The organism is Pseudoalteromonas galatheae (assembly GCF_005886105.2).
GTDB classification, from domain to species: Bacteria; Pseudomonadota; Gammaproteobacteria; order Enterobacterales; family Alteromonadaceae; genus Pseudoalteromonas; species Pseudoalteromonas galatheae.
Map to the genome: position 1 here is coordinate 2275158 of NZ_PNCO02000001.1, position 23116 is coordinate 2298273.

Sequence of the window (23116 nt, forward strand, 5' to 3'; positions counted from 1 at the left end):
TATTAAAATCTTATCAAGGGTCATCCCTTCATAGTATTTTTAGAGTTAGCCTATGATATGCATGTTGTCTTCACAGAATTGACTTAGTTGCCTAATAAAATAAGCGTGAAAAGCTAAAGAAACAGAAAAATTCTCAGACTTTTAATTAATCTTGCAGGGTTATATTTCAATTTTTATGCGGGGTTTTACTACAAATTTGCAGACTTACACTTCAAACAACAGTATTGGAGTTTGTAGTATAAGTTTGCATAAAGGCGTCATTTTTACTTCAATGACTTAGCACTTTGATGGAAGTATAACTTGGCATAAAAGTGAAGTCTAAGGTTGCAAAAAATCCCCCTTTCTAACCTAAGTAATTTGGCCATGCTCTAACTCTCACTATCAGGTAGTATTTCCAATTCAGTGGCTCCTGCTTTTCGATAAATTTTCAGTGGAATGTTTGGCGATTCATTAGCTAGTGTATTGAGTGATTTTAGTAAATCAGCTAACTGTTCATCACTTACAGTCCCACCGTTTGAAAGGTAGCATTCTAACTCTCGCCCAAGAGCCCCATACTTAGCCGCAGCAATTCTGTGTTTTTCACTACGTTCCGCATCACCTAAAAAAGTCTGTAACGCGGAGAGTAAAGCTGCTGTCACACTCGCTAGCCCCATAAGTATTTGCAACCAAATAGCAGGCGTATTTTGCAAGGCAGCAAAAACTGAAGTGCCAACTAATGTTGTTAAAATCACAGATGGAACACCAAGGTAATATTTCCGTGTTCCAAACTTACCAGCAGAATAATAATGTGCGGCTTGCGTTACAGAAGCTCTTTTATACCACTCTTTCAACAAGTCGAGACGGGTTTTCATATTGTGCCTAAATAACTTTCTGTTGATTTTTATTGTCTTCAGCTATCCCCGCAAGATGCTTCCTAAAGCTCTGATTCGAGAACTGCACATTTACTCCATCTAGGAAGTGGTGTGGTTTACTAAAATTGTGTAAGTCACAATTAAAATCACAGTGGATTGTGATTGCAGAGCTATGTTCTGAATAGTTTGCAATGTCATCTGCATTTGACTCAGAAATCTCACCTTCAACATAGAAGCTCCCGACTTCCCCTGATTTAAACTTTGTTTTCCTTATGTGATTAGCCTTTAATCGAAATCCAGAGCATGTAAACTCTATTTCCGATCTATCGAGCTCAATCTCAAAAGGTGACATGTTAATTACCTGAAAGTAAATATAAAAGCTAGGTGATTTACATAGATTAACTTGAATAGAATTGTGCCTAGGCCGTATATCTACATAGGTCATTCCCGCTAAGCGTTCTTGTGTAAAAATTTTCTTCATTATGAACTTAGGTAACCACCGGAAATAGCGCCAAACTTGGCTTAATGTCAAAGTTTCCATATATTCCTTTAAAGTAAATGAATTAAACAAACCATCTTGTTCAGTTAAAACCGAGATTTTCAGTTAACGTAGGTAAGACCATTTTTATTTTATCTAGCTACTCGCGCTATCTGAAAAATTTAATCAGCCTTATCAATATCGCCGAGACGAATGGTTATTTTGTCTAAGCTACGATCAATCTCATTCTTCAATTTCTGTAGTGAGCCAATTTTAAGCCGCCCATTTAATTTAATTTCTTCCATGCCTTCACTGAGTATCTTCAACCCATCTAAATCATCTTTGAAATAATCTTCTACATTGCTCATTCTATACCTATTTTCCCAATAATCAGCCATACACAACAAAGCTCTGTGAGACCAGTTTGGCATCTCTTTTAGGAAAAAGGCTGGTTCAATATTCGTCAGAAGCGGCGTAGTTTGATAATGCAGCTTAAACTCTCTGCTAGTCATAGCTGAGACTGGGTCAGCCCTAAATGCTTCTTTGAACTCTGCAATTTTATTACTCTGAACTTGAGCATAGAACCTTTTTTTTGCCTTTTTAAACAAGGGCATTAGTAAACTTTTGTTGGTATCAGGCGCTCTTAGTCTTCCATTATTTAACGTAAAATAAATATTAGAAATGTGTTCATCTATTTCTTTAACTGTACATTGGATTTCATTACAGTCCAAAAACCCATCTTGATGCAACTCAATATAAGACTCTACAGCAGCAAACCAAGTAGAAAATGGCACTGGCTCAGTCGTAGAAAAAACAATGTTCTTTAAAGCTTGAACACTCCTTTCAAACTCATCTTCGTCTTCGATTGCGCTTAAATCATACCTAAGCAAATTAAACGCTGGGTCAGACAGTGAGACTACATTACTTTTAAAGATATCGTCTTCAATATCCGCGTCACCATAATAAATATAATCAAAAATTTCATTGGAAGGGTAATGAGTGCCTAATAATAGGCTCTGTAATGCTTCTTCATGCTCAGGCAAAGTTTGTGTTTCATCTTCTACACCTGGTAATCGCAAGTCGAGCCAATCATTTTCTAAAGCATATTTTTTTATATCATCATATGTTGCTTTCAATTCGTAGTGAGCTTGGCAGATTGAAGTTACTTGCTCTGTTATTATTTTCAATGTCGCATTTAAGTTTATGTTTTCTAACTGAGTCGCTCGCTGATAAATAGGTAATATCCTATGCAATACTCTCTTTAAAACCCTAATATTGGTTATACCAACATCGTTAACAACTTTTTCTATGATCTGAAGAGCATTCTCACCGAAAGAATCACTATATTGCTCAGTAGCAACTTTGAATGCTTGTTCATCAGACAAACAAAATGACACTACATCCACGAATGACTTTTCAATCAATGGTTTATTTTTTAACTGCTCAGAGTTGCATACTATAACGACTTTGATCTTTTGTTTTTCAGCTAACTCCAAACACTCTCCCAATATTTCAGTGACCAAAGAATCCTTCTCAATTCTTTCCAGGTCATCAATTATCAACGTCATATTAGGAAGGTTTTGCAAATAAGTTTGTTTTATCGCCCCAGCGAACCCACCTACAATACGGCTAAAGCTAGAGTTCCCATCGGACAATAATTTCTCTATGAAGGGTGATGATTTTTTAACCCCTTCAAACCATGAACTTCCGCTCTCTTGCCCAGTCAGAGCTTTCGATAGAAGTTTGTCCTTAAAGTCTTCAAGTGTAGACACACCATATACTGAGAAAAACAGACATTTTTCTTCTTTTCTAACTACATTAATATGCGGAATATAATGCTCATTTATGAAGTAAGTTTTTCCTGAGCCCCACTTACCATCAAGCATTACCATTGGAGGCATCGAACTATCTTTCAGCAAGTTGTCAATTCTAGTGATGTAATGATTCACCTCTCACTCCTTTTGATAGGTTAAACAGTTAGCTTTTTTGTAGGCGTTCAGCTAACTTTCGTGCAATTTCCTCTGCATTATTATTGAAACTTTCAAACAACTTATCACCTAATAACGGTAGCTGTTTCAGTAATGCATCACCATCACCAACCATCAATGGTAACAACTTGGTATTTTCTTCTCCTATCTCCAGAGACAATACTGCATTGATTTCTTTCATTGGCCATGATTTGTTTATCGACTCTTCCGAAATCACGGCAACAACATACTTTGACTTCTTAAGCGCTGTGTTTATTTTTGAAACCAGCGAATCACCCCACTTTATTGCTTCGCTATCAATGAAAGTATTTATTCCAAGCTTGGTTAAAGATTCATAAAGAGGTGTTGCAACAGCTTCCTTATCTTCACTTGCGTGGCAAATAAAAACATCGTACATATTAAATATTCCTTTTAGCTTTTTAACAAAATCGGGAGGGTTGCCATCTAACTCAAGAACTTGCTTGCAAAGTGTCAAGTAAGGGGAATGCTCTTCGCCTTTGACCATTCGAATAAAACTAAGATGCCCATAAACAGCGCGTTTCAAAATAGACCCATCTAACTTTGATACATCTATTTCAGCCTCATCCGCGTGATATCTTTCTTTGATAAATCTAATCTCAGCAGCAAGAATATCTTTGCGCCATTCATTTATCATCGCTCGGGTCTTACGTATAAACTTTCGATTTACATTCACACCATCGTTTACAACTAAACCTGTCACTTCTTGTCTTTGAGATTTGTGCTGGACTCTTGTTTTACTATGGTTGATTTTAAAGCCCGAGTCTTCTACTGCTTGATCGATTAACTTTCCTGCTCGATATTTATAGGTTCCATCCTCAAGAATCTCCCTATCAACTAGCATTGTAGAAAAGGGCTTATTACTTGAAAAAGTTATATCATCAGCATATCGGGTGTAGGTTAAATGGTGCCTCTTAGCTATTTTTACAAGCTTTTTATCCAGACTTGCTGCTGCTAAATTCGATAAAACGGGAGAGGTGCTTGCACCTTGTGGTAGCCTTTGATTATATGTGCACAATTGGGCTAATACTGTAGCTGCCGATTTTCCCATATTGAAAGGAGTATTTCTAAAAATTCCTTGTACACGCCCAAAATTAACTGAGTGAAAAAAATCCTGTAAATCAATATTGAGAAGATAGTTCTTTTTTTTATGCTGTTCAGCATTTGAAACAATGCCTTTGCCACCCCCAACAAAACCATGTACTGGCTTCTTAACTCTATAGTGTGCCTCAATCAGTGGACGAACTTTATTTTGTAATATCCGAATTGAATTTCGAGGGCTTTCAATCAGCCGGCTTTTACCCGATTTTTTCTTTACTTCAAAGGAAGTGTATTGATTATTCTGCGCATATAATATATGCAACAACTGACCGACAGGGACTTCTAATATACTAGCTAAGTCAGCGCTTGTTTTAAGGCCAATAAATTGCTGAATTGCATTGTCAATATCTCCAGCCAATTCATGACTCAAACTAGGGTTTACCCAATATTGGTTCCCACTATAGGAGAACTTTTTGGGTTCAAAATCTCTAAAAACAAAGTTAGCCTGATTCATTTAATCATTTCCCTGTCATAGTGGCTTCAACCCAATCACTTTGCGCAGGCTTGCGACACATCCAATATTATTGGAGTAAAGCGCCCCTCTTACATCGAGCGTATGCTACCCTGATTTCCAAGTCCAAAGCAGTAACAACTTCAGACATTTTGGGTTGAAGCCAACGATAATCATACACATATTTTTATTTGTGTGAACCAAAAAGCCCCAGTAAATTTTGGGGCTTTTGAATTGGCCTCTGCCTTTTCGGCAGGTGTATGTCATACGATGTGGTTGTTTACTTCCAGGCCTAATTTCAGCTGCCTATGCGGCAGGTCACATTTTCATGCACACAGATTTACATCGATACCAATTTCCAGCTGCCTATGCGGCAGGTCACTATTAAAGTTAGTCTAAAACTTTATAAATTCCATATGATTACCCTAACTTTTAACAAATAACCTTTGTTTTACCGACAGCTCGTAACTCTTTGATATACAGCGCTCCAAAAGCGATCGATATTTAAAAGGCTAATAGTGGAACACTGCCTTTGTGCTCTTTGTTTGTTGCAAAGCCGTAGCTGTTAAAAGTGTTTTGTATTGAGTCTGTTGGCTCTAACCTTAGATGCAGTACAAAGTCGTTTTGATTGCTCTTGCTGGCGATGGGGATTTTATGAAATGCGCTAATTTCTTTATCGTCCGGTACGTACTGTGGTATGTATTCTTCACCTCTGGCTTCGGCTCTGCGTTTTGCGCGTTCCATTCGACGGCGTTTTTCACCTATACATAACTTACCTAAGCTTTGATCGCGGATAATGCAAATTTCAGTGGCATCAGCAGGTACTAGCTTTATGGCAGATATTTCAAATAGTTTGTCGTGGGCCATCATTTCAAAGTAGTTTTGCTGACTTAGTTTTTTAAGTGCGGCTCTATCTTCACTTACAAAAGCTATCTGATTGCCTAAGTGTTTGTCGGTCCATTTGGGAAAGCTTACGCCAATGTGGTTGCAGCTTCGTTTGTTCATAAAACCATGCAAAATGCCAATGCAGCGGCCTGCTAATAGGGTTACATCACAATTTGTTGGTAGGTAAGTAATGGTGAAATATGCTCGGCTCATTCTTTGGTCCTTTGGAATAACCCGCCTTTGATTAAAACTGCTGCTATGTAGTGAATATGGCTGGCTTGCTCTTGGTTTTTTAGCCCGTTTTGCTCCATTTCTTTTACGTATAGCGCGACTTTTTGTAGTAGTGAATAAAAGTCTAAACGGTTGCTTGGTGCGCGTCTGGCTATCACGTTTTTGTAGTCTGCTCCGTATTCGTGAATTCTTAACCGCTTGTTTGCGCCTTCATCGTACCAGTCATCAATCATTTGAATGGCAGCCCCTACCTTTTGAGAGTGAAAACAGGCTGCGTCTTTACCCGCTACTTGGGTATAAGCGTAAGTTCTTGCTACGTCATCGTTTTCTGCGAATGATTGGCTTGGGTAAATCTCTTGCCCAAAGTAGGTGTCGAGCTTGGCGGTTACTTCTAAAAAGCAAAAACTATATGGGTCTTCTAGCCCTGTTTGGATCACTTCTGTGAGTGTATGCAGTGCATCTTCAGCCTCGCGCCATTTGCCATCCCAGCGTAAACGGTTGGCTTTGCTAATGCTGATAGGTTCAAACCCTTCGCCAATTATCTCTAAATCTACATTGGGTGATGTTTTGTTTCGCCATAGCCACTCGCACATGAGGGTATTTTTGGCATAGCGCTTTGCCAACTCCCCAAAGCCACCGTGTTGCTTATAGGTGCTCATAAACCGCGTTAGCCAGTAACTTACTTTTGGCTCACCACATACGTTAGGTTCTAGGCTGTTTGCTTCTACTCTGAGTGAAAACCGGCAATAGAGTTGTTGCACGGTGGGCGGCACATAACAAAGCTCTATGGTGTGCGGATTACCAAAGGCTAAGTCTTGCGGAGCAAGTTCTTTGGGTGTGACTTCATTTTTATAGGCTTCGGCGAAGCCTGACTTTTGACCTCGGATCTTTTGCCGTTCAATTTGTAGTGGTTCAAAATCGCTTTCAGTCGTTTTATAAAAAAACACCGCCTTACCTGGGGAGAGCGAGCGGGTATATGATAGCTGGCGCGGGAGTTTCATTAGTCGTACTCAAACTTGGCTTTTTTCATAAGCATAGATGCTTTTTTGCAATGCATGGCCCAAAACCCATGATTAAAAAAATGCCGAACGCCAGATAGCCGAACCGTGACCGCATCTACACATTCAAGCAACCCAATAACAGGCTCAACATAGCAATGTAACTGGGTGATTGAGCCTTGCCTTGGTTTTGGTTCTTCAAGAGCTAAGTAACCCAGTGCAGCTGGCCGCATAGTAGGTCGCAGCGTTAACTGCTCAGCCAGTTCCTCAAAACTGCTTACCTCGATCGAGGTTGGATAAAGCCACGAACCACCTTTAGGTAACGAGCGGATGCGCTCAAACAATGCCAGTGGTTTTGCATAGACTTGGCACCAATCAACTTGATCATATAACGATGGCGGATGGAGCGTGCCACCCGCATAGCGCGATGGAAATGCCGCTTTCAGCAGGTTTTCAGACAAGTCGTTGGCAACAGCTTGATTGTTGGTTTGCACCCTAAACACCAAGTCAAAACATATATCGCACTTAGGTATTTGCATAATTGCTGAACGAAGCGGCACACGCTTTTGACCGTCTTTTTTGAGTTTGTTGGGCTCTGGCAACTGCTTGTTGTTGTGCAATTGGTACGAGCGAACATACACGGCCACACCAATCACATGTACGCCACTGCCTAACAGCTTTTGCAGCTTGCGTTGAAATTGATGCCCCAAACCTTCAAGCGCGGTGATTGACGGCATACCCATTAAGTAAGCATTCGGCATTGCCTCGGCGTTGTAGACTCGCAAATTCTGACAATGCACGTACTGAATATGCTCCGCCTCAAGCTCGTCCTCTTGGTTATTTTGATGCGATAGCACATAACTAAGTTGCGCTTTTAAGATAGGCATTAGTTCTGGGTGATAAGCGTAACTCTTTAAGTATTTAAGCCCATTCATTTGCCTGTTTAACTCTTGGCTTAAAACAAGCTCTAACTGCTTGTATTCTTGCGTAGCTAAAAGCTTTACTGGCTCTGGACCAGAGTCATTTATCGCTCCACTTTGCGCTAGTTTGATAAGCTTTTCTAACCATCCGTGAAGCGCTGTTCTTAACGCCTTTGTTGCAGCAATACGTGCCAAGCGCTTTTGCCTCAGCGTATTAAACGGCTTAGACTTTGATAGCACCAGCAAAGCCTCACTTACTGTTTTACTATTTAATGCCGCCACATTAAAAAGCCGTTGCTCGCCTTGGCTGTAGTAGTCGTTAACGGTTGTCACACAGTAAGTTTTGGCAAAGTATTTAAGCACGTTCACTCTACCCCCCAATGCGCTTGGCAGCTCTCCCACATTTGCAGGTCGATTGTGTTCAATGATCCCGCGTTTAAGCAAACCGCTGCGCGTTGCCATTTGCAGCGCAGCTAAAACGGCATGACTTACAACGGGCGATACACTCAGGTAGTCATGTTCAATTGGAATGAGTAACTGAAGGGTGTAATTACTAATTTGCTCGGGCAGCTCTTCATGAGGGAGCTGCGCGGCTATTTGCTCACACACTGCAATCACATCTCTTTTTAGCAACCCTAGATCTTTAAACTGTGCTACCCAAAAACCCTCTTGCTTTGCAAGCAGCTGCGCCAAACACATATATTCACCACGCCAAACAAAGCCAGTTAAAAACAACTTAGCATGATTAATTTTAGCGCTGTCGTGCGACCAGCCAAATTGCCTTGGATAACTGCTACTACTGACTACCCTAAGCCCATCATCAACCACTTGCGCCATTAGCCTTTGGTGGCTAACTCGAATATCGGGGTATTTTAAATTATGGGTGTGATACCACTTTACTTCATCAATACAGGTTTTAAGGTGTTGCTCATCGCGTAGCGCAGCTTTGGCACTACTCACACTAGTTAAATCTTTGATGTCTTTTCGCTTGTAGGTGAGGTTAATTAAAATCACCAATGCTTGAGGTTCACTCCCTGTAATATCAACATGTTCAGAGTATGGTGCAAATGCGGCTCGTAGCGTTTGGGTAAGCTCTTTACTTGGCGTATTTTGTAGTAGTGTGTGCAGTTCCATTGATCACCATGGTGGTACAAATTGTTGTTGGTTATTAGGCATGTTCGGTGCAAAAGACTGTTGTAGTTCAATGACCTGTCTGAGGTAAAACACGCTATCGCTCGGCTTTAAAAACGTATTCTTTTTAGGTGGCTGAGCAGCAGCTAAAAAGCCCTCTTCGTATAACCTAAACACTTGTTCGGTACTTGTGCCAAGAATTACTGCGGCATCGAGCATAGAGAGTAGTAGATCACCTAAGTTTGGGTGTTTTTTCTTAGGGTTTTGCTCAACAAGCTTGGTTAAAAATGCAATGATGGCCAACTGCACCGTGTTGTAGCCTTGCGAGCCAGCGCAGGCTAATTTGCTGTCTTTAAGCAAACTACCGAATACTTCATTAAATGGTGTGTGGTTAAACGGCCTAAGCTGCTTTACTTTCGCAAGTTCAGCGATGTTACTTAGTTCATCCGCAAAGCCACTGGGCCAGTTAGAAAAGTAGCTTACAAACAGCTCGCTGAACTCATGGTCATCATAGCTGATAGCTCGCCAATGACTAAACCAAGCCATAAGCCCAACGAGCTTTGCAACAGCGTTACCTGCAAGGGCATTTGCCAATTTAAAATCCGCTTGGTTTGCGTTTGGGCCTTGCTTGATCGCAGCACCACACTCACACTCTAAAAACGCCTCAGACGCTCTGTAATCAATTTCAGAATTACATTGCTCACATATTCTAGTTAACTGCTGATTATGCTTATGGCAGGCTTTATAGGCTCTTAAATGCCAAAGGTAAGGTATGTGCGCATCTTGCCTTAAACATTCGATGCAAACAGGAATCCCAGACTTACGAAGCAACTGACGAGGCACCAATAACCCACCACGAGAAACCGCCATGATAGCACCAAACTGTGTATTACTACGAAGCCAGCACAGGTTAAGCAACACAGACGCCTCAACCCCAGCTAACTGCGCAACCAACCGCAGCGCCCGAACCCGAAAATTACTTGATTGCGATGCCTTATACACATCAACCGATTGCAACTCGTTTGGAAAAGCCCCTTCAAGCTCATGGTCTTGCGTAACCAGCCAATCCCACAAAATATCGGCCATATCAGCAAAACCAAGATAGCCATTGTCTTGTGACAGGCGAAGCAAGTAGCTTTCAATGGTTTCATCTGGGTAAGGAGTTGTTTGAGAAAGGAATTGCATTTAAAACCCAAACTAAGGAAAACTTAGTTTAGGTTTAGCTGAAAGAAAACCAGTTGTCAAAAGACCATTATTGACTTAGATCACCTCCAAATTATTTACATAGTAGTAATATAGCTATAACTTAGCTATCTCTAAGGATGTATTGAAAGCGGTTGAAACTAGTGAAAACTCATAGATCAAAATAAGGAGGTCTAGATGGCCTGCAATTGTTGTGGAAAGAAACTAAATAGTGGAATGATCCACGTAAACGACCAAAATGGTCAAAAATTTAAATCATGTCCGCATTGCTCAGATGCTAATGGTTCTGAACACGTATACCACCCTTACCCAAATAACTTCGGAAAAACTCCGGCGAGAAAAACAGCTCGTAATCCGGATGGCGATCAAAGCTACTGTATCGATTGTCGACACCTAGCTAAAGGTAAAGCATCAATCGCATTCACAAATGGGCGAACATGCGGATCGTTCAATTGAAATCATCACTAAAAGTTTATCAAAACGACTCAGTGAAATGGTTATCGACACTTTCAAACGAAAGTGTCGATTTAATTATCACTGACCCACCCTATGAGTCGCTAGAAAAACACCGCAAAGTTGGAACAACTACAAGGCTCAAACATAGCAAAGCATCCAGCAATTCTTGGTTTGCGATATTTCCTAATTCACGCTTTGAAGAGTTACTTGTCGAAATATACCGCGTGCTTAAGAAAAACTCTCATTTTTATTTGTTTTGTGATCAAGAAACTATGTTTGTTATCAAGCCAATAGCTGAAAAAGTCGGCTTTAAATTTTGGAAACCAATCATCTGGGATAAGGTATCCATTGGTATGGGGTATCACTATAGAGCCCGTCACGAATACATCCTTTTTTTCGAAAAAGGAAAACGAAAGTTAAATGACTTAAGCATCCCTGACATACTTTGTCATAAAAGGGTTTTTAAAGGTTACCCTACCGAAAAACCCGTTTCTTTATTTGAAGTATTGGTTTCACAAAGCAGTGTTGAAGGCCAACTTGTTGCTGATCCTTTCTTTGGCTCTGGCGCATCCTTAATTGCAGCAAATAATCTCAATAGAAACAGTGTAGGGTGCGATATTTCTGATGACGCTCATGCCTATCTGCTGGATAGAAAGGAACGCAAATAATCTGGCGATTAGCGTTCCTCATTTCTATTTAATCTAATGTGCTCTAAGAGCGCTTTACGAGAGTCTGAATTGAGCTTACCTAACTCACAAATCAATTCAGCCAAATCATCTTCTTCACAATAAAAATAAGCCACAGGCACGCCCAACTCATCTGCAATACGCTTCATAGTTGTAAAGTCTGGTGCATGTTTGCCTTTTTCGTACTGGTTCATTCTTGCGCTGGCCGTGTTGGGCTCCATGCCTAAAGCAATGCCTAACTGCTGTTGCGTGTAACCAGCTACTTTGCGGGCTTCTTTAAGGCGTAAGGGCGTTGGTGATTCCATGAGTACCTTAGCTACTAACTTTAATAGCTAAGATTCTCTTAGTATAGCGCCCACTTTGGTACTAAGGAATACTTAGTTGGGTGTTAAAAAACAACATGACCATGTAATTATCTGCTTGCCAAATATAAGTATCATCAATACCTTACCTTCTATTAAAACCCCAAACCACAATGGAAATAGTTAGTAGAATCACAAATGCTAAAAAAATGGATACAATTGGACTTTCAATCGCGTTTAATAAAGGCCAATAGTTTTTAACTATCGGATGTAGAACAAAATCGGCAAGACTCGCAGCACCTACTAGACCAAACGTCAAAGCGAGCCACCTATCATTGCTATTTCGTGCCATATCAGATTTATATTTGAGCTCATCAAGGCGGAACTTAGCGGCCTCTTTACTAGGCTCGATTAATGACTTGGTTCCAAAGGCTTCCATCAGATAGGTGTGCGAATCATTAACTTCTCCCGATATACTACTGTAATGAATTGATGTATCAAAGCTGGCTAATATCTCGTAAGCAGATAACAAATAATTACTATTGATAGGTGATTGCGCCCAAGAACATGCTCTAGAAGCTTCCATATTAAGATGCTCGATAATCTCTGTTCTTGCTTGGTTTTCAAATATTTTGGATGCTGTGTCAGATTCATCCCAAACATTTTCACTACTCTTTTTAGGCTTAAGCCAAGTCCACAGTAATAATGCTCTGTTAGCATGGAAGCAATAATCGTCAAAGACTCTTAAATCGGGAGGTAACTCGTGCTGAAAAACATCGGTACTTGTTCTCATAAGAATTTTGGATAAAGAGCGAGAGAAAGTATCAGTTAACTCTTCTTTTGTCGCTGGCTGTCCGTCAAACCTCAATAGAGTAATCGATGGTCGGCCATTCCAAATATAACCATAATAGTTGTTCCGAACTTTGTTACCAGCTTTTACTAGCAAGCTTTGGAGGCTATTAATATACATTGACTGACATAACTCAAAGGTTGACTCCCATTTGTCACTATCTTCTGTACAAGCGACTTTATGTAATGACCAATCATCACCACCTATAGAAAACTCTTCACCTTGAGTATCCAATGACTTATTCAGCTTTGCTAAGCTCTTGGCTTTAAGCTTTTTTTTCAATTTCCATACTTTAAACCCTCTAACTGACTGACCAGCAACAGAAAAATCATTTTCATATGCACTTTTCAACACTTCTTGAGCATCAAGCCGTTGTAACTCAGAAGAAACCCATATTGACTTACAGTAACGCTTGAAAATATTAACGTAGTCATTTATAAATTCATTCTCTTCTATTTGGTCCCATGTACAATCAAGTTGAAAACTCAGAATAGCGATACCATCCGAAAAAATTTTAACTGATGAATGCAGAGGAAGTATATGATCATCAAATTCAAGAACTACTGGAGGGAGGCTCGCTCGCAAATAAAGTGAATTATACTTTTGTAACTTACTTTCATGAAACGAGATCTGACAAGCTATCATTAAATCCGTAACAATACTTTTCGGTACTTTCTCACTAAATTTCGCTTTCCATGTACTATCCCAGTGACGGCCTTCTAGCTGTATTTTCTCGTATTCCAATGTCCCTTCAGAATTAGTATATAGACAATTGTAATCTGAAAAAAAGACTGACCTAGATATACCTGAATTTAATAGACTTTTAGCTACTTTAACTAAGTCTAGCGTAAGGTAATTAAAGCCAATGGCACAGTTATAATAAATATTAGCTTGGTTGATCTTCAGCAAGCTCATACTTTGAAAACTACTAACCTGATTCATTCGATACACCTGTATCTTATAAGACTAAATTCCAAAAAATATTTGCTCATTAGAATGCAAATTCTACATATACAAATTATCACCTAACAATAATAATCCTAACTCTTAGTGTAAATTTTCCTACCAAAAACTACTCGGTAGAAACTACATATAAGTAATTAAAGAACAATACTACGTTCACTTCTTCAACAACTGCACCAGTGGTACTTGTTTACAAAACTGGGTATCTATAAATGGGTCTTCATCTTGAGGCCCGTCGGGTTTAAAAGTGGAGTACTGTTCCACCTCACATCCCTCAATTTCATTAACATTCATCTCAAATACATTGTCGAGCTCAGGCCGCCAAGCCTTAAACGCAGAACTTAAACATTGCTTGTCGAGGGTTACAGCATCGCTTATTAGCGCTTCAGTAAGTGCTGAGTCTAAGAAGTTTTTCAGCTTTCTAAGGCAGCCATTTGAAATGGCAAAAAGTGATAATGCGATATCCAAATCCTCAAAACGAGGCTTGTCTGAAAATGGTAGTCGATTTGCAAACCCTTTAAGCACACGAATAAAAAGTTGAAGCTCTTTTTTCTCTGATATTTTAAAGTAAGGAATAAAGCGGCGAATAAAAATACGTGATGACCACTGGGGCTCATCGGCTATTTGATCTATCCAAGGCATACCGACTAATACGATGGAGATCCCCGCTTTTTCATTGATGTATTTAAACTGATTCGCAATGTCTCGGCGCTTTTTACCGAGATTGTTTTCAACAAGCTCTTGAAACTCATCAATAATAATTAACTCTGTACCAGAGCGCTTTAATTGCTCAACTAAACTTTCAGCCAGCGCTATCTCATTACCATTTCTAACTCGCTTGCTAGATTTAGCACCAAACTGTCCAAGGTCGTGTAGCAACTGCTTTAAGGTGGATTCAATTGATGGGTTACTCGGTATTCGGCTCAGCAATACAGGTACTTTTCGCCGACCATCCGCAAAGTGCGGTGGATTGTTATCGTAATAATGTTTAATCAATGCCGATTTACCACACCCAGTATCACCACTTAACATCATGCATGGCTTTTCACCTGCAAGGTCGTGATGCAAACGCAGTTTGTCGAAATCATTTATGATGGTCTTTGGTACGGTATATTCAATAAACACCGCTTTGAATTGATTGAGTTTTGCCTTTTTAGCCTCGGTAAGCATAACTAAAATGCCTCAAGATCTGAGACAAAGTCATCCCAGTTATCATCGTCTTTTTTAGGCTTAGTGTCAGCGGCGGTTGGCTCGACTTGCTTTGTTTCAGGCGTTTTAGCAATAGATTTGACTTGAGTATTATCTACGCCCTGCGCTCTAGCAATTGCTTTGGTGCCAGTGACTTTGGTTTTTGACCCTACGTTTTTAAGCTGCCGGGCTTCTTCTTTCACTCGCTCATCAATAAATTGCCGCGCCTTGGCAAGCCCCAATAGATCTACTTTGCCCTGAATATAGTCTCTGTGAAACTTAAGATGGATTTTATGCCTGATCAGAGACAAACCCATTGTATAGCCCTCTGAATCAATGCTTGGCACTTTTATATAGTGCTCTAACGCATCTAGGTAGACGTATACATACGACAGATCATCTGGGTTTATTTTAACCTTAACCTTTATGCTCTTTTTGGGGCTGTATCGCTTACGGTATAAAGAGAGTTCGTCACTGTCGTAGTTAATATGTAGATTCTTAATGCCTCTTTTGCGCAATGTTTTCTCTTTCGCCATGCACATAACAACATCCAGCTTGTCTGTATCTTGTTCCGTTAACTGTGCAGGAGGCAGTGCAGCAAACCCTTTGTTCCAGTCTTCATGGGGGATGTATCGAAACCTCGCATCAGCTGATTGATGATAAACATCAACAATCCACTTATGAAACAACATAGTGAAGGTGCCAAAACGCAATATGGCATCTTTTTTCGGGTTATAATCATGCCTCGCGAGCATGTTTGAGAATGTTTTACCGGGAAATGGCGAAAGCATCATTTCGTTAATGGTTTTAAAAAACTGCTCAACGAAGGGCTTAAGCCAAGGTTTGCCAACCGGGTTATAGCTAATATTTATCCCAACCTCTTCACAAGCAAGCTCTAATGACTGACACCAAAATTCGGCACCATTATCAACCACTAAAGTTTCTATCTTTCCACAACACGTCCATTCATTTACGATCTCTGGATAGGTACTTTTAAGATAGCTCTTAGGCTTCATCGCATGACTTATCGCTCTGCGCACAGCATCGTAACCAGGACTCTGAAAACCAAGGTAAAAGCCAACAACGCAGTGGCTATAAACATCAAGGAGCAAGGTTAAGGTTGGTCTTCCCAATGGCACATCAAGTCCATCGTCCAATAGAATGAGGTCCAGTGGTGTATGGTCTATTTCAACACGCTCAAGTGCTCTAGTGGGCCTTTTATGGCTCATCACTTTGTTGTATTCAATGTCGGCTAAGCGTTTACCATAACGTGCAAGCATCACCTCATACTGGGGCAAGTTATCAATGCGGTTTTTAAACGCTTTATAGGTAAGTGGTTTTAGTGGCTCACCTAACACTTTTTCATTCTCTAAAACGATTTGGTCGCAATAGTATTGATATGCTGACGCAACGGACGGCATTTCTCTGGTTAAATAACGAGTTAGAGCTAGCTCAAAGAATTTGTCTGTGTCGGTGCGGGCTTGGCGGTTGCCCTTGCGATGATGCTTTGGGATCAAAGCATGAATGTCTTCTTCGGCTTTAATATAGTCAGCGTGCCACCCAGCAACCGTGCGCCACTTTGGTTTTTCTTGCCCTAGGAATTCAGGCATTTCAGCCAGTAGTGGTGCTAAGTTTTTCTGTGTCCAACCACCTACTAAGCGCTGTTTTAGCCACTTGATGTATTTAAGTCGTGCAAGCGTAGCATCTTGCACTTCCTTGGGCAGTGACTCTAAATCACGAGGTTGAGGGTTAGGCTCTTCCGCTTTAGCGGTTTCAGCTAGCTTTTGCGGTGCTTCCTCAAAGTTAAACTCGTCTTCAAACTCCATCAGCCCAAATCACCGACTCTAAAGTAAGTTCTGTGTTTAAGTCTGAATTAACACTACCTAAAGACAATAAACGATATACCGAGGCAAGCACCTCACCGATAGAGGCTTTTAGGGTCATTACCAAATCTTGAATGGTTAGTTTTCGCCACTGATTAAGTAACTGAATAATGGAAAGCTGAAGATCGGTTAAAGACTGAAAGCCAGAGTAACGATGAAGCAACTTTAAATTATCTAAGGTTGGGTAAACACGAATTTGTTTATCAGTGACTAATATCAGTTCAATGCCTATTTGTTCTTTGGCAACCAACTGTTTTTGCACAAAGCGTGCTCTAAATTCAGGGTTTGCGACTTTACTGTAAGGCTTAATTTCTATATATTTTTGCGGCTTTTTATGGTGCGTTATCAAAAAATCAGGCGTGTAGCGGCAAGTTCTATCGTCAAACTCATACTCAAACCCTAATGGTTGTGCTTCAAAGGTTTTAATTTCGCGAGAGTATTCAAAGTGAAAGCACGCATCGAACTCTAAGGATGATTCAACTAAGCAAGTGGCTTTGTTCTTTTGACTTGCAAACTTATATAGATTTTTGACTCTGGAATGTTTGAGTTTACGCCTGATCATAACCATCACCGAATATGTGAGACGATTTAAAAGTAGGCTATGCAGGATTATATTTCAATTTTTATGCAGGGTTTTACTACAAATTTGCAGACTTATACTTCAAACAACAAGTATGGAGGTTTGGGTGGCAGTCTTACCAGCCACATCCCGGCACACAAGTCATACGCTGTGGCTGCTTCGTTCCCGACCTGACCAGATTCACGTACTATTGTTGCGAGAGGACCAATAAGACTACCATTGAGGGCCTTGTTTGGCGCGGGAAGAATTATCTCGAAGATTGCAGGGGGATGCAAGGGAAAAGTCAAAAAGCTTGGCTAACTGAGTGATGTTTAAACAGTTTGCCAAGCTTTTGTAGATTTTATGAGGCTGTGTGCTTATTTGTTCAACGCAATTTTAATTTCTTCTAGGCGCTTTTTCACTTTTTTCATGTTTTCAGGACCCATTCTTAAAAACTGTTTTTGCGCCGGAGAAAGTTGCTCCCATTCTGCATAAGCATATTTATAGGTAACTGAGTCTTTTACCAAAGGCAATGCGGTGTCTGGAATGGGTGTTGCCAACAACTCGTCGATTGCGTCAGTTAACGTGCCGTTGAATGCATCTCCTTCGTAGCCTATTTCTTCGTATGCTTCTTCAAATAAAGGTTTGTATTGGGCGTATAATCTAACCACTTGCGCGGTACTCATGGTGTCGAACATAGCGACATAAGGTGTGTAACGCTCGTAGCTGTTAGGATCGGTAATAATAATGTCGTCATCAATTACGCTAAAGTCATCTTGCGGCTTCACCACTGGTGAGTGGTTTTCTGCCACTTTACCCTTTGATAGGTTATCTACATAAACTACCGTGCGGCGAATCACGTCATCGTCTGCCAGCAATTTTACCGCTTGATTAGAAAGATAATTCGATACCGCTTCTTTAATTTCTGTATCACTTTGTGAAAGCGGCGGTAGTGTTACTTCAGGTTCAACCGGTTCTACTTGCTCTGGCTCGATTTGCTCTCGTTGCGGTGGCAAGGTTACTTCAGGCTCAACCACTTGCTCAGGTGGTGTTTCTCTTGCGGTATTGACCAGTGGCGTTTCTGATTGTTCAGGCACAACAATATCTTGCTTTACCTTTTGGTTTTCCGTCGATGAGGTGTCTTTTTGTGCTAGCACAAATACAGCCACAATAATCAACGCTAGTACAACTACCGCGGCAAATAACAACTGGCTGTTAGAAGGTCTTTTATTACCTTCTTGATGATTCTCTGACATGGGGACTCCCTCTTCGTCATTGTTGATACGCGTTATTGTAAAACTATCACCAAATACTTGACTAATAACTTAATGCGCGCTGAAACCCTAAAAAAATGCGTTGTGGTGCAGACTCTGGCTACACCTTGTTCAAACATTTGATCTTAATAAAAATACTTGAGCACCGAACTTAAGTTCAGTACATTGAAGTTAAGCTAAATTGCCACTTTATTAAATACAAAATCGCGCCAATTAGCGACTAAATTAAATCGCTAGTTTGTTAAAATTTGTTTGTGCCACCATAGCGCTTTAGTGCTTAAATTTCAAAATAATAGCCTAATATATTGCGCGGGTATGTGCACTCAGGCAACTTGGGTTTTAGCTAGGTTCAACTAGAATAAATAAAACAACCTATAAGCGGCTTAAGGGCAAAGTGGCACTTTACTACTAAAAATAACGCATTTACTGGAGTTATCAACTCTTTGCACCTAAAGCATTACAACATCAACAAAGATAAATAACGCATAAAAAGACCAAATTTAAATTAAGCAAATTTAACAGCAGGATGGCCTCTTTTGAGAAAGCACAGAACGAGTGATAAAAAAATTGCCTTACTACTGACTGGAGGTGGTGCAAGGGCCGCTTATCAAGTTGGGGTATTAAAGGCGCTTGCGCAAAGTATGCCTCGTACTTCTCCCCTCCCCTTTGAAATCATTACTGGCACCTCTGCCGGCGCAATTAACTCGGCAGGGATTGCCTGTTACGCCTCTTGCTTTCACCTTGCGGTGAAAAAAGTGGAATATATTTGGAAGAACTTTAGCACCGATATGGTGTACAAAAGCTCGTTTACCGGTGCATACGGCCATTTATTTGCCAATATGATGCGCAGCTTTCAAGCGCAGTATCTTAATCAGCCACCAGCCAGCTTGTTAAATAACTCGCCACTTCGAAAGCTGCTGGCTAATGTGCTTGATTTAAATCGCATCGATCACAATCTACACCGCCATTATCTTGATGCCATCGCGATTACGGTTTCGAGCTATTCTACTGGTAAGTCTGTGGCGTTTTATCAGGCGAACAATGCTGAGCCTTGGCAGCGCTCAAAGCGCGAAGGTGTTCCGGGCACGATTTCGCTCGACTTACTCATGGCGAGTTCGGCTATACCAATGGTGTTTCCAAGCGTGCGCGTTAAGCATCATTACTATGGTGATGGCTCTATCCACCAGCTCTCCCCGCTAAGCCCTGCCATTCATTTAGGTGCGGATAAAATCTTTGTGATCGGTGTTGAGCAGCCTAAACTACCACAGCCGCTCGGTTATGAGCCGCATTTTCCGGGAATGTCTGTGGTCGCCGGTCACCTACTAGACAGTGTGTTTAGCGATACCTTAAATTCAGACATCGAACGGCTCGATCGCGTCAATCGCACGGTAAGTTTGCTACCGGCCAGAGAAAAGCACAAAGAGCTTAGGCGAGTAGATCATATGCTCATCAAGCCAACGGTTAATTTTAATGAAGTCGCAGATCATTATTACGAAGATATGCCATTGGCAATCAAGCTGTTGCTCAGAACCATGGGGGTTAAAAAGCATTCTCCGTCGAGTTTAACGAGTTACTTGCTGTTTGAGCGTACTTATACACAAAAACTCATCGAGCTTGGGTTTGAAGACGGCATGAACCGCTTGGACGAAATGAGAGAGTTTTTGGAACTCAAGTAAGATTTAAACCATACTCAAAATAAGGAAGTAGTAACGCATGTGGCCAACTGATAAACCACTGATAGGACAACATGTCACCCTTGAACCATTATCAACAACACATATTAATGCGCTGCAACAAGCAGTAAAAGATGGTGAAGCTTGGAAGCTTTGGTATGCCAATGTTCCCAATCCAGACGATATGGAACGCTATGTTAACACTGCGATAAGTCAAGCATCTGAAGGCAACCTTGCCTATGCGGTAAGGCTAAATAGCAGCAACGAAATCGTGGGAACCACCCGCTATTACAATGCAGATATAGCCAACCGCCGTGCCATGCTAGGCTATACGTGGTACAGCGATAAAGTGCGTCGAACAGCGGTTAACACGGAGTGTAAGTTTTTGCTGCTACAGCAACTTTTTGAAGATTTTGACGCCATTGCCGTAGAGTTTAGAACCCATTTTTTTAATCATGCTTCTCGAAGTGCCATTGAGCGGCTTGGCGCTAAGCTCGATGGTGTCTTGCGTAACCACCAGATTGGTAAAAACGGCGAGCTAAGAGACACCGTTGTGTATTCGATTATCGCCTCAGAATGGCCCACCGTTAAGCAGCATTTATTGAGCAAGCTCGACAGGGAGTAAAAGCATAAAAGATCGCAGGGTGAACCTGCTCCTACTCTGTGTTGTAGGAGACGCTTTACGCGGCAAGCTGTAGCAACAAAAACAGAACGGAGCACAAGATCGCAGGGTGAACCTGCTCCTACTCTGTGTTGTAGGAGACGCTTTACGCGGCGAGCTGTAACAACAAAAACAGCGCACAAGATCGCAGGATGAACCTGCTCCTACTTTGTGTTGTAGGTGACGCTTTACGCGGCGAGCTCTGACAACAAAAACTGTACTCAATATCGCAGGATGAACCTGCTCTTACTTTGTGTTGTAGGAGACGCTTTACGCGGCGATCTGTTAAAAAGGCACAGATTAAAGAAACATTATTACGGTAGGCCATCGAGTAAAAACTGCTCCGCACGTTCAACGCGGCGAGGTTTCCCCTTTAAGAGTAAAACATCATTAACGCGTAAAACGGTTTGCTCATCTGGCTGAGCAATTTCTTCGCCGTCGCGTCTTAGTGCAGTAATATCAACGCGCTTGACCTTGAGTTCAAGCTCAGCAATTGACTTGTTAACAGCAAACGCATTGTCAGGTAAAGCAATGGCATGCAAATACTCTAATCGCTCGCCAGTGACTTCATGCAGATCACTGCTGTCTCCAGCAAAAAAACCATGTAAATACGGATAACGATTTTCTCGCTCTTTACTGACGCGACGAAAAATCCTGCGCATTGGCACGCCAGACATGTACAGCACATGAGAAACTAACATCAAACTTGCCTCTAAAGTTTCTGGCACAACTTCTGCGACCCCCATGGCTTTTAACTGCTCCATATAGCTGTCATCTTTCATTCGTACCAAGATCTTCACTTCGTGGGTGCGCCGACGAATGGCATCAACAACTACTTGCGTTTGTTCAAAATCATCAAAAGTAATAATAACCAAGCGCGCTTTATCAATATTTGCTGATTTTAACAGCGTTTTTTGTGCCGCATGACCAAATAACACAGGCTCACCCGCAATTTGCGCGTCTTGTACAATTTGCGGGTTACGCTCTACCGCAATATAAGGAATAGCCTCTGGACGTAAAAATCGTGCAATGGTTTGACCAACACGCGCATAACCGAAAATTACAACATGATTTTTTAAATCAGCTGCGTTATAACCACTTGGAGCTTCCGGTTGCCAGTCTTTTTCAATCCCCAAGATATTGAGGAGATAAGCAGTTTTACTAATGAGATAAGGTGTTAGCGCCATAGACAACACGCCAAGGGTAATCAAAAACGACACTGCATTTTGATCCAACAACTGATGCTTACTGGCAAGCGCGAGTAATACAAAGCCAAACTCCCCCATTTGCCAGATCAAAATACCAGCGCCCCAAGCGTCTTTTTTACGCTCACCCATTAACTGCGCAACGCCAACGATGATCAACACTTTGATCACAAGTACAGCAGCAAGTGCTGCAACAATATAAACAAACTGGTCAAGCACATAAGGAATATTTAGCTGCATACCCACTGTGACAAAAAAGAGCCCCATTAAAATATCTCTAAATGGTCTAATTTCTGCCTCAAGCTGATGTCGATATTGGCTTTCTCCTAACATCATGCCCGCTAAAAATGCACCGAGTGCCATTGAGAGTCCAAACGCGTAAGTGAGCGAGCCCGCGCAAAGAGCAACGACCAAGGTAGACAAAACAAAGAGCTCGTCTGTTCTCACCAATGCGATTTCATTAAATATTCTTGGTAGTAACCACTTACCTATTGCCCATAAGACAAGACACACGACCGCACCCTTTGCAAACGCAAAAAACAGCGCCGATGCCAGCTCTGAGTTACTCGCAGAGGAAATAAGCGGAAATGCGATAAGCAGCGGCACAACGGCAATATCTTGGAATAACAATATACCGATACCAAGCTGACCATGACGTGTATTGAGCATCCCTAGTTCTTTTAATAGCTTGACCACCACCGCCGTAGAAGAGAGTGCAATGAGGCTCGCAATCACAAATGCCCCCTCCCACTCATATTGCATAAAACGCAACACTAGCATACCGATAATCGTGGTCACAATGACCTGTAAACTCCCCAGCCCGAATACCACGTTTCGCATCGCCATTAATTTTGGCACGGAAAATTCAAGTCCTAAACTGAACAGCAAGAATACTATCCCAAGCTCGGCCATAAAGTGAATTTCTTGGCTGTCACTCATCCATCCAATGCCGTGGCTGCCCGCAATTACTCCAGTGAGCAAATAAGCCAAAATAGGCGGTAAGCCAATCCGCTTAAAGGACCAGACTAAAATCACTGCACATAATAGCAAGGCAAAAACCTGCGCGAAGATACTTTGCAATCTGCCTCCTGAGCGAAAAATTGACGGGAAATAAAGGTGGATTTCTTTTTCTTTCTTTTAAATATAGCAAGCGTTTGTTTT

General features: G+C 41.2%; 18 protein-coding genes and 1 other RNA gene. 3 read left to right on the top strand and 16 right to left on the bottom strand.

Going from position 1 to position 23116, the window contains the following annotated elements; translation table 11 throughout:
• Positions 1-368: 368 nt before the first annotated feature.
• The 8 genes from CWC29_RS09965 to CWC29_RS10000 form a co-directional block, all read right to left on the bottom strand.
• Positions 369-851, bottom strand: a complete 483-nt coding sequence (locus CWC29_RS09965; RefSeq protein WP_138523478.1) for an SLATT domain-containing protein — start codon at positions 849-851, stop codon at positions 369-371.
• Between the two features lie 7 nt (positions 852-858).
• Positions 859-1203, bottom strand: coding sequence for a hypothetical protein (locus CWC29_RS09970; protein ID WP_138523476.1), 345 nt, complete (start codon positions 1201-1203; stop codon positions 859-861).
• Positions 1204-1511: 308 nt separating this feature from the next.
• On the bottom strand, positions 1512-3278 hold the full coding sequence (locus CWC29_RS09975) for a P-loop NTPase fold protein (protein WP_138523474.1): 1767 nt from the start codon (positions 3276-3278) through the stop codon (positions 1512-1514).
• Between the two features lie 28 nt (positions 3279-3306).
• Positions 3307-4890, bottom strand: coding sequence for a TIR domain-containing anti-phage reverse transcriptase (locus CWC29_RS09980; RefSeq protein WP_138523472.1), 1584 nt, complete (start codon positions 4888-4890; stop codon positions 3307-3309).
• Positions 4891-5391: 501 nt separating this feature from the next.
• Positions 5392-5985 carry a type I-F CRISPR-associated endoribonuclease Cas6/Csy4 gene (cas6f, locus tag CWC29_RS09985; protein ID WP_138523470.1) on the bottom strand — a complete coding sequence of 198 codons (594 nt, stop codon included), beginning with the start codon at positions 5983-5985 and terminating at the stop codon, positions 5392-5394.
• Complete coding sequence (gene csy3 / locus CWC29_RS09990; protein WP_138523468.1) at positions 5982-7004, bottom strand: type I-F CRISPR-associated protein Csy3; 1023 nt, start codon at positions 7002-7004, stop codon at positions 5982-5984. Before csy3 ends, cas6f begins: the two co-directional genes overlap by 4 nt.
• Positions 7004-9055, bottom strand: coding sequence for a type I-F CRISPR-associated protein Csy2 (locus tag CWC29_RS09995; RefSeq protein WP_138523466.1), 2052 nt, complete (start codon positions 9053-9055; stop codon positions 7004-7006). The genes csy3 and CWC29_RS09995 overlap by 1 nt, the downstream gene beginning before the upstream one ends.
• A 3-nt stretch (positions 9056-9058) precedes the next feature.
• A complete protein-coding gene (locus CWC29_RS10000; RefSeq protein ID WP_138523464.1) occupies positions 9059-10237 on the bottom strand; it encodes a TniQ family protein in 1179 nt (392 codons plus the stop codon).
• Positions 10238-10692: 455 nt separating this feature from the next.
• On the opposite strand from CWC29_RS10000, the gene CWC29_RS10005 reads away from it, so the two are divergent.
• On the top strand, positions 10693-11379 hold the full coding sequence (locus CWC29_RS10005; protein ID WP_138523462.1) for a DNA-methyltransferase: 687 nt from the start codon (positions 10693-10695) through the stop codon (positions 11377-11379).
• Between the two features lie 8 nt (positions 11380-11387).
• Here CWC29_RS10005 and CWC29_RS10010 read toward each other — a convergent pair whose 3' ends face one another.
• From CWC29_RS10010 to CWC29_RS10040, 7 genes are all read right to left on the bottom strand, one after another.
• On the bottom strand, positions 11388-11702 hold the full coding sequence (locus CWC29_RS10010; protein ID WP_138523460.1) for a helix-turn-helix domain-containing protein: 315 nt from the start codon (positions 11700-11702) through the stop codon (positions 11388-11390).
• Between the two features lie 142 nt (positions 11703-11844).
• On the bottom strand, positions 11845-13491 hold the full coding sequence (locus CWC29_RS10015) for a hypothetical protein (RefSeq protein WP_138523458.1): 1647 nt from the start codon (positions 13489-13491) through the stop codon (positions 11845-11847).
• 177 nt (positions 13492-13668) lie between these two features.
• Positions 13669-14682: a TniB family NTP-binding protein gene (locus tag CWC29_RS10020; RefSeq protein ID WP_138523456.1), complete on the bottom strand. Its 1014-nt coding sequence runs from the start codon at positions 14680-14682 to the stop codon at positions 13669-13671.
• Between the two features lie 2 nt (positions 14683-14684).
• A complete protein-coding gene (locus tag CWC29_RS10025; RefSeq protein ID WP_138523455.1) occupies positions 14685-16526 on the bottom strand; it encodes a Mu transposase C-terminal domain-containing protein in 1842 nt (613 codons plus the stop codon).
• On the bottom strand, positions 16516-17145 hold the full coding sequence (locus tag CWC29_RS10030; protein WP_138523453.1) for a TnsA endonuclease N-terminal domain-containing protein: 630 nt from the start codon (positions 17143-17145) through the stop codon (positions 16516-16518). The genes CWC29_RS10025 and CWC29_RS10030 overlap by 11 nt, the downstream gene beginning before the upstream one ends.
• A 131-nt stretch (positions 17146-17276) precedes the next feature.
• An RNA gene (ffs, locus tag CWC29_RS10035) (signal recognition particle sRNA small type) lies at positions 17277-17373 on the bottom strand.
• Positions 17374-17519: 146 nt separating this feature from the next.
• Positions 17520-18398: a DUF3014 domain-containing protein gene (locus CWC29_RS10040; RefSeq protein ID WP_138523451.1), complete on the bottom strand. Its 879-nt coding sequence runs from the start codon at positions 18396-18398 to the stop codon at positions 17520-17522.
• A 554-nt stretch (positions 18399-18952) separates the two neighbouring features.
• On the opposite strand from CWC29_RS10040, the gene CWC29_RS10045 reads away from it, so the two are divergent.
• Both CWC29_RS10045 and CWC29_RS10050 read left to right on the top strand, forming a co-directional pair.
• On the top strand, positions 18953-20092 hold the full coding sequence (locus CWC29_RS10045; RefSeq protein ID WP_045964207.1) for a patatin-like phospholipase family protein: 1140 nt from the start codon (positions 18953-18955) through the stop codon (positions 20090-20092).
• A gap of 37 nt (positions 20093-20129) precedes the next feature.
• Positions 20130-20714: a GNAT family N-acetyltransferase gene (locus CWC29_RS10050; RefSeq protein ID WP_138523449.1), complete on the top strand. Its 585-nt coding sequence runs from the start codon at positions 20130-20132 to the stop codon at positions 20712-20714.
• Between the two features lie 350 nt (positions 20715-21064).
• Here CWC29_RS10050 and CWC29_RS10055 read toward each other — a convergent pair whose 3' ends face one another.
• A complete protein-coding gene (locus tag CWC29_RS10055; protein WP_138523116.1) occupies positions 21065-23035 on the bottom strand; it encodes a monovalent cation:proton antiporter-2 (CPA2) family protein in 1971 nt (656 codons plus the stop codon).
• Positions 23036-23116: the final 81 nt, after the last annotated feature.

Excerpts from the sequence above, each read along its gene's own strand:
- CWC29_RS09965 (WP_138523478.1), bottom strand. The coding sequence starts at position 851 with ATGAAAACCCGTCTCGACTTGTTGAAAGAGTGGTATAAAAGAGCTTCT.
- CWC29_RS09970 (WP_138523476.1), bottom strand. The coding sequence starts at position 1,203 with ATGTCACCTTTTGAGATTGAGCTCGATAGATCGGAAATAGAGTTTACA.
- CWC29_RS09980 (WP_138523472.1), bottom strand. The coding sequence starts at position 4,890 with ATGAATCAGGCTAACTTTGTTTTTAGAGATTTTGAACCCAAAAAGTTC.
- cas6f (WP_138523470.1), bottom strand. The coding sequence starts at position 5,985 with ATGAGCCGAGCATATTTCACCATTACTTACCTACCAACAAATTGTGAT.
- csy3 (WP_138523468.1), bottom strand. The coding sequence starts at position 7,004 with ATGAAACTCCCGCGCCAGCTATCATATACCCGCTCGCTCTCCCCAGGT.
- CWC29_RS09995 (WP_138523466.1), bottom strand. The coding sequence starts at position 9,055 with ATGGAACTGCACACACTACTACAAAATACGCCAAGTAAAGAGCTTACC.
- CWC29_RS10000 (WP_138523464.1), bottom strand. The coding sequence starts at position 10,237 with ATGCAATTCCTTTCTCAAACAACTCCTTACCCAGATGAAACCATTGAA.
- CWC29_RS10005 (WP_138523462.1), top strand. The coding sequence starts at position 10,693 with ATGCGGATCGTTCAATTGAAATCATCACTAAAAGTTTATCAAAACGAC.
- CWC29_RS10010 (WP_138523460.1), bottom strand. The coding sequence starts at position 11,702 with ATGGAATCACCAACGCCCTTACGCCTTAAAGAAGCCCGCAAAGTAGCT.
- CWC29_RS10015 (WP_138523458.1), bottom strand. The coding sequence starts at position 13,491 with ATGAATCAGGTTAGTAGTTTTCAAAGTATGAGCTTGCTGAAGATCAAC.
- CWC29_RS10020 (WP_138523456.1), bottom strand. The coding sequence starts at position 14,682 with ATGCTTACCGAGGCTAAAAAGGCAAAACTCAATCAATTCAAAGCGGTG.
- CWC29_RS10025 (WP_138523455.1), bottom strand. The coding sequence starts at position 16,526 with ATGGAGTTTGAAGACGAGTTTAACTTTGAGGAAGCACCGCAAAAGCTA.
- CWC29_RS10030 (WP_138523453.1), bottom strand. The coding sequence starts at position 17,145 with ATGATCAGGCGTAAACTCAAACATTCCAGAGTCAAAAATCTATATAAG.
- CWC29_RS10040 (WP_138523451.1), bottom strand. The coding sequence starts at position 18,398 with ATGTCAGAGAATCATCAAGAAGGTAATAAAAGACCTTCTAACAGCCAG.
- CWC29_RS10050 (WP_138523449.1), top strand. The coding sequence starts at position 20,130 with ATGTGGCCAACTGATAAACCACTGATAGGACAACATGTCACCCTTGAA.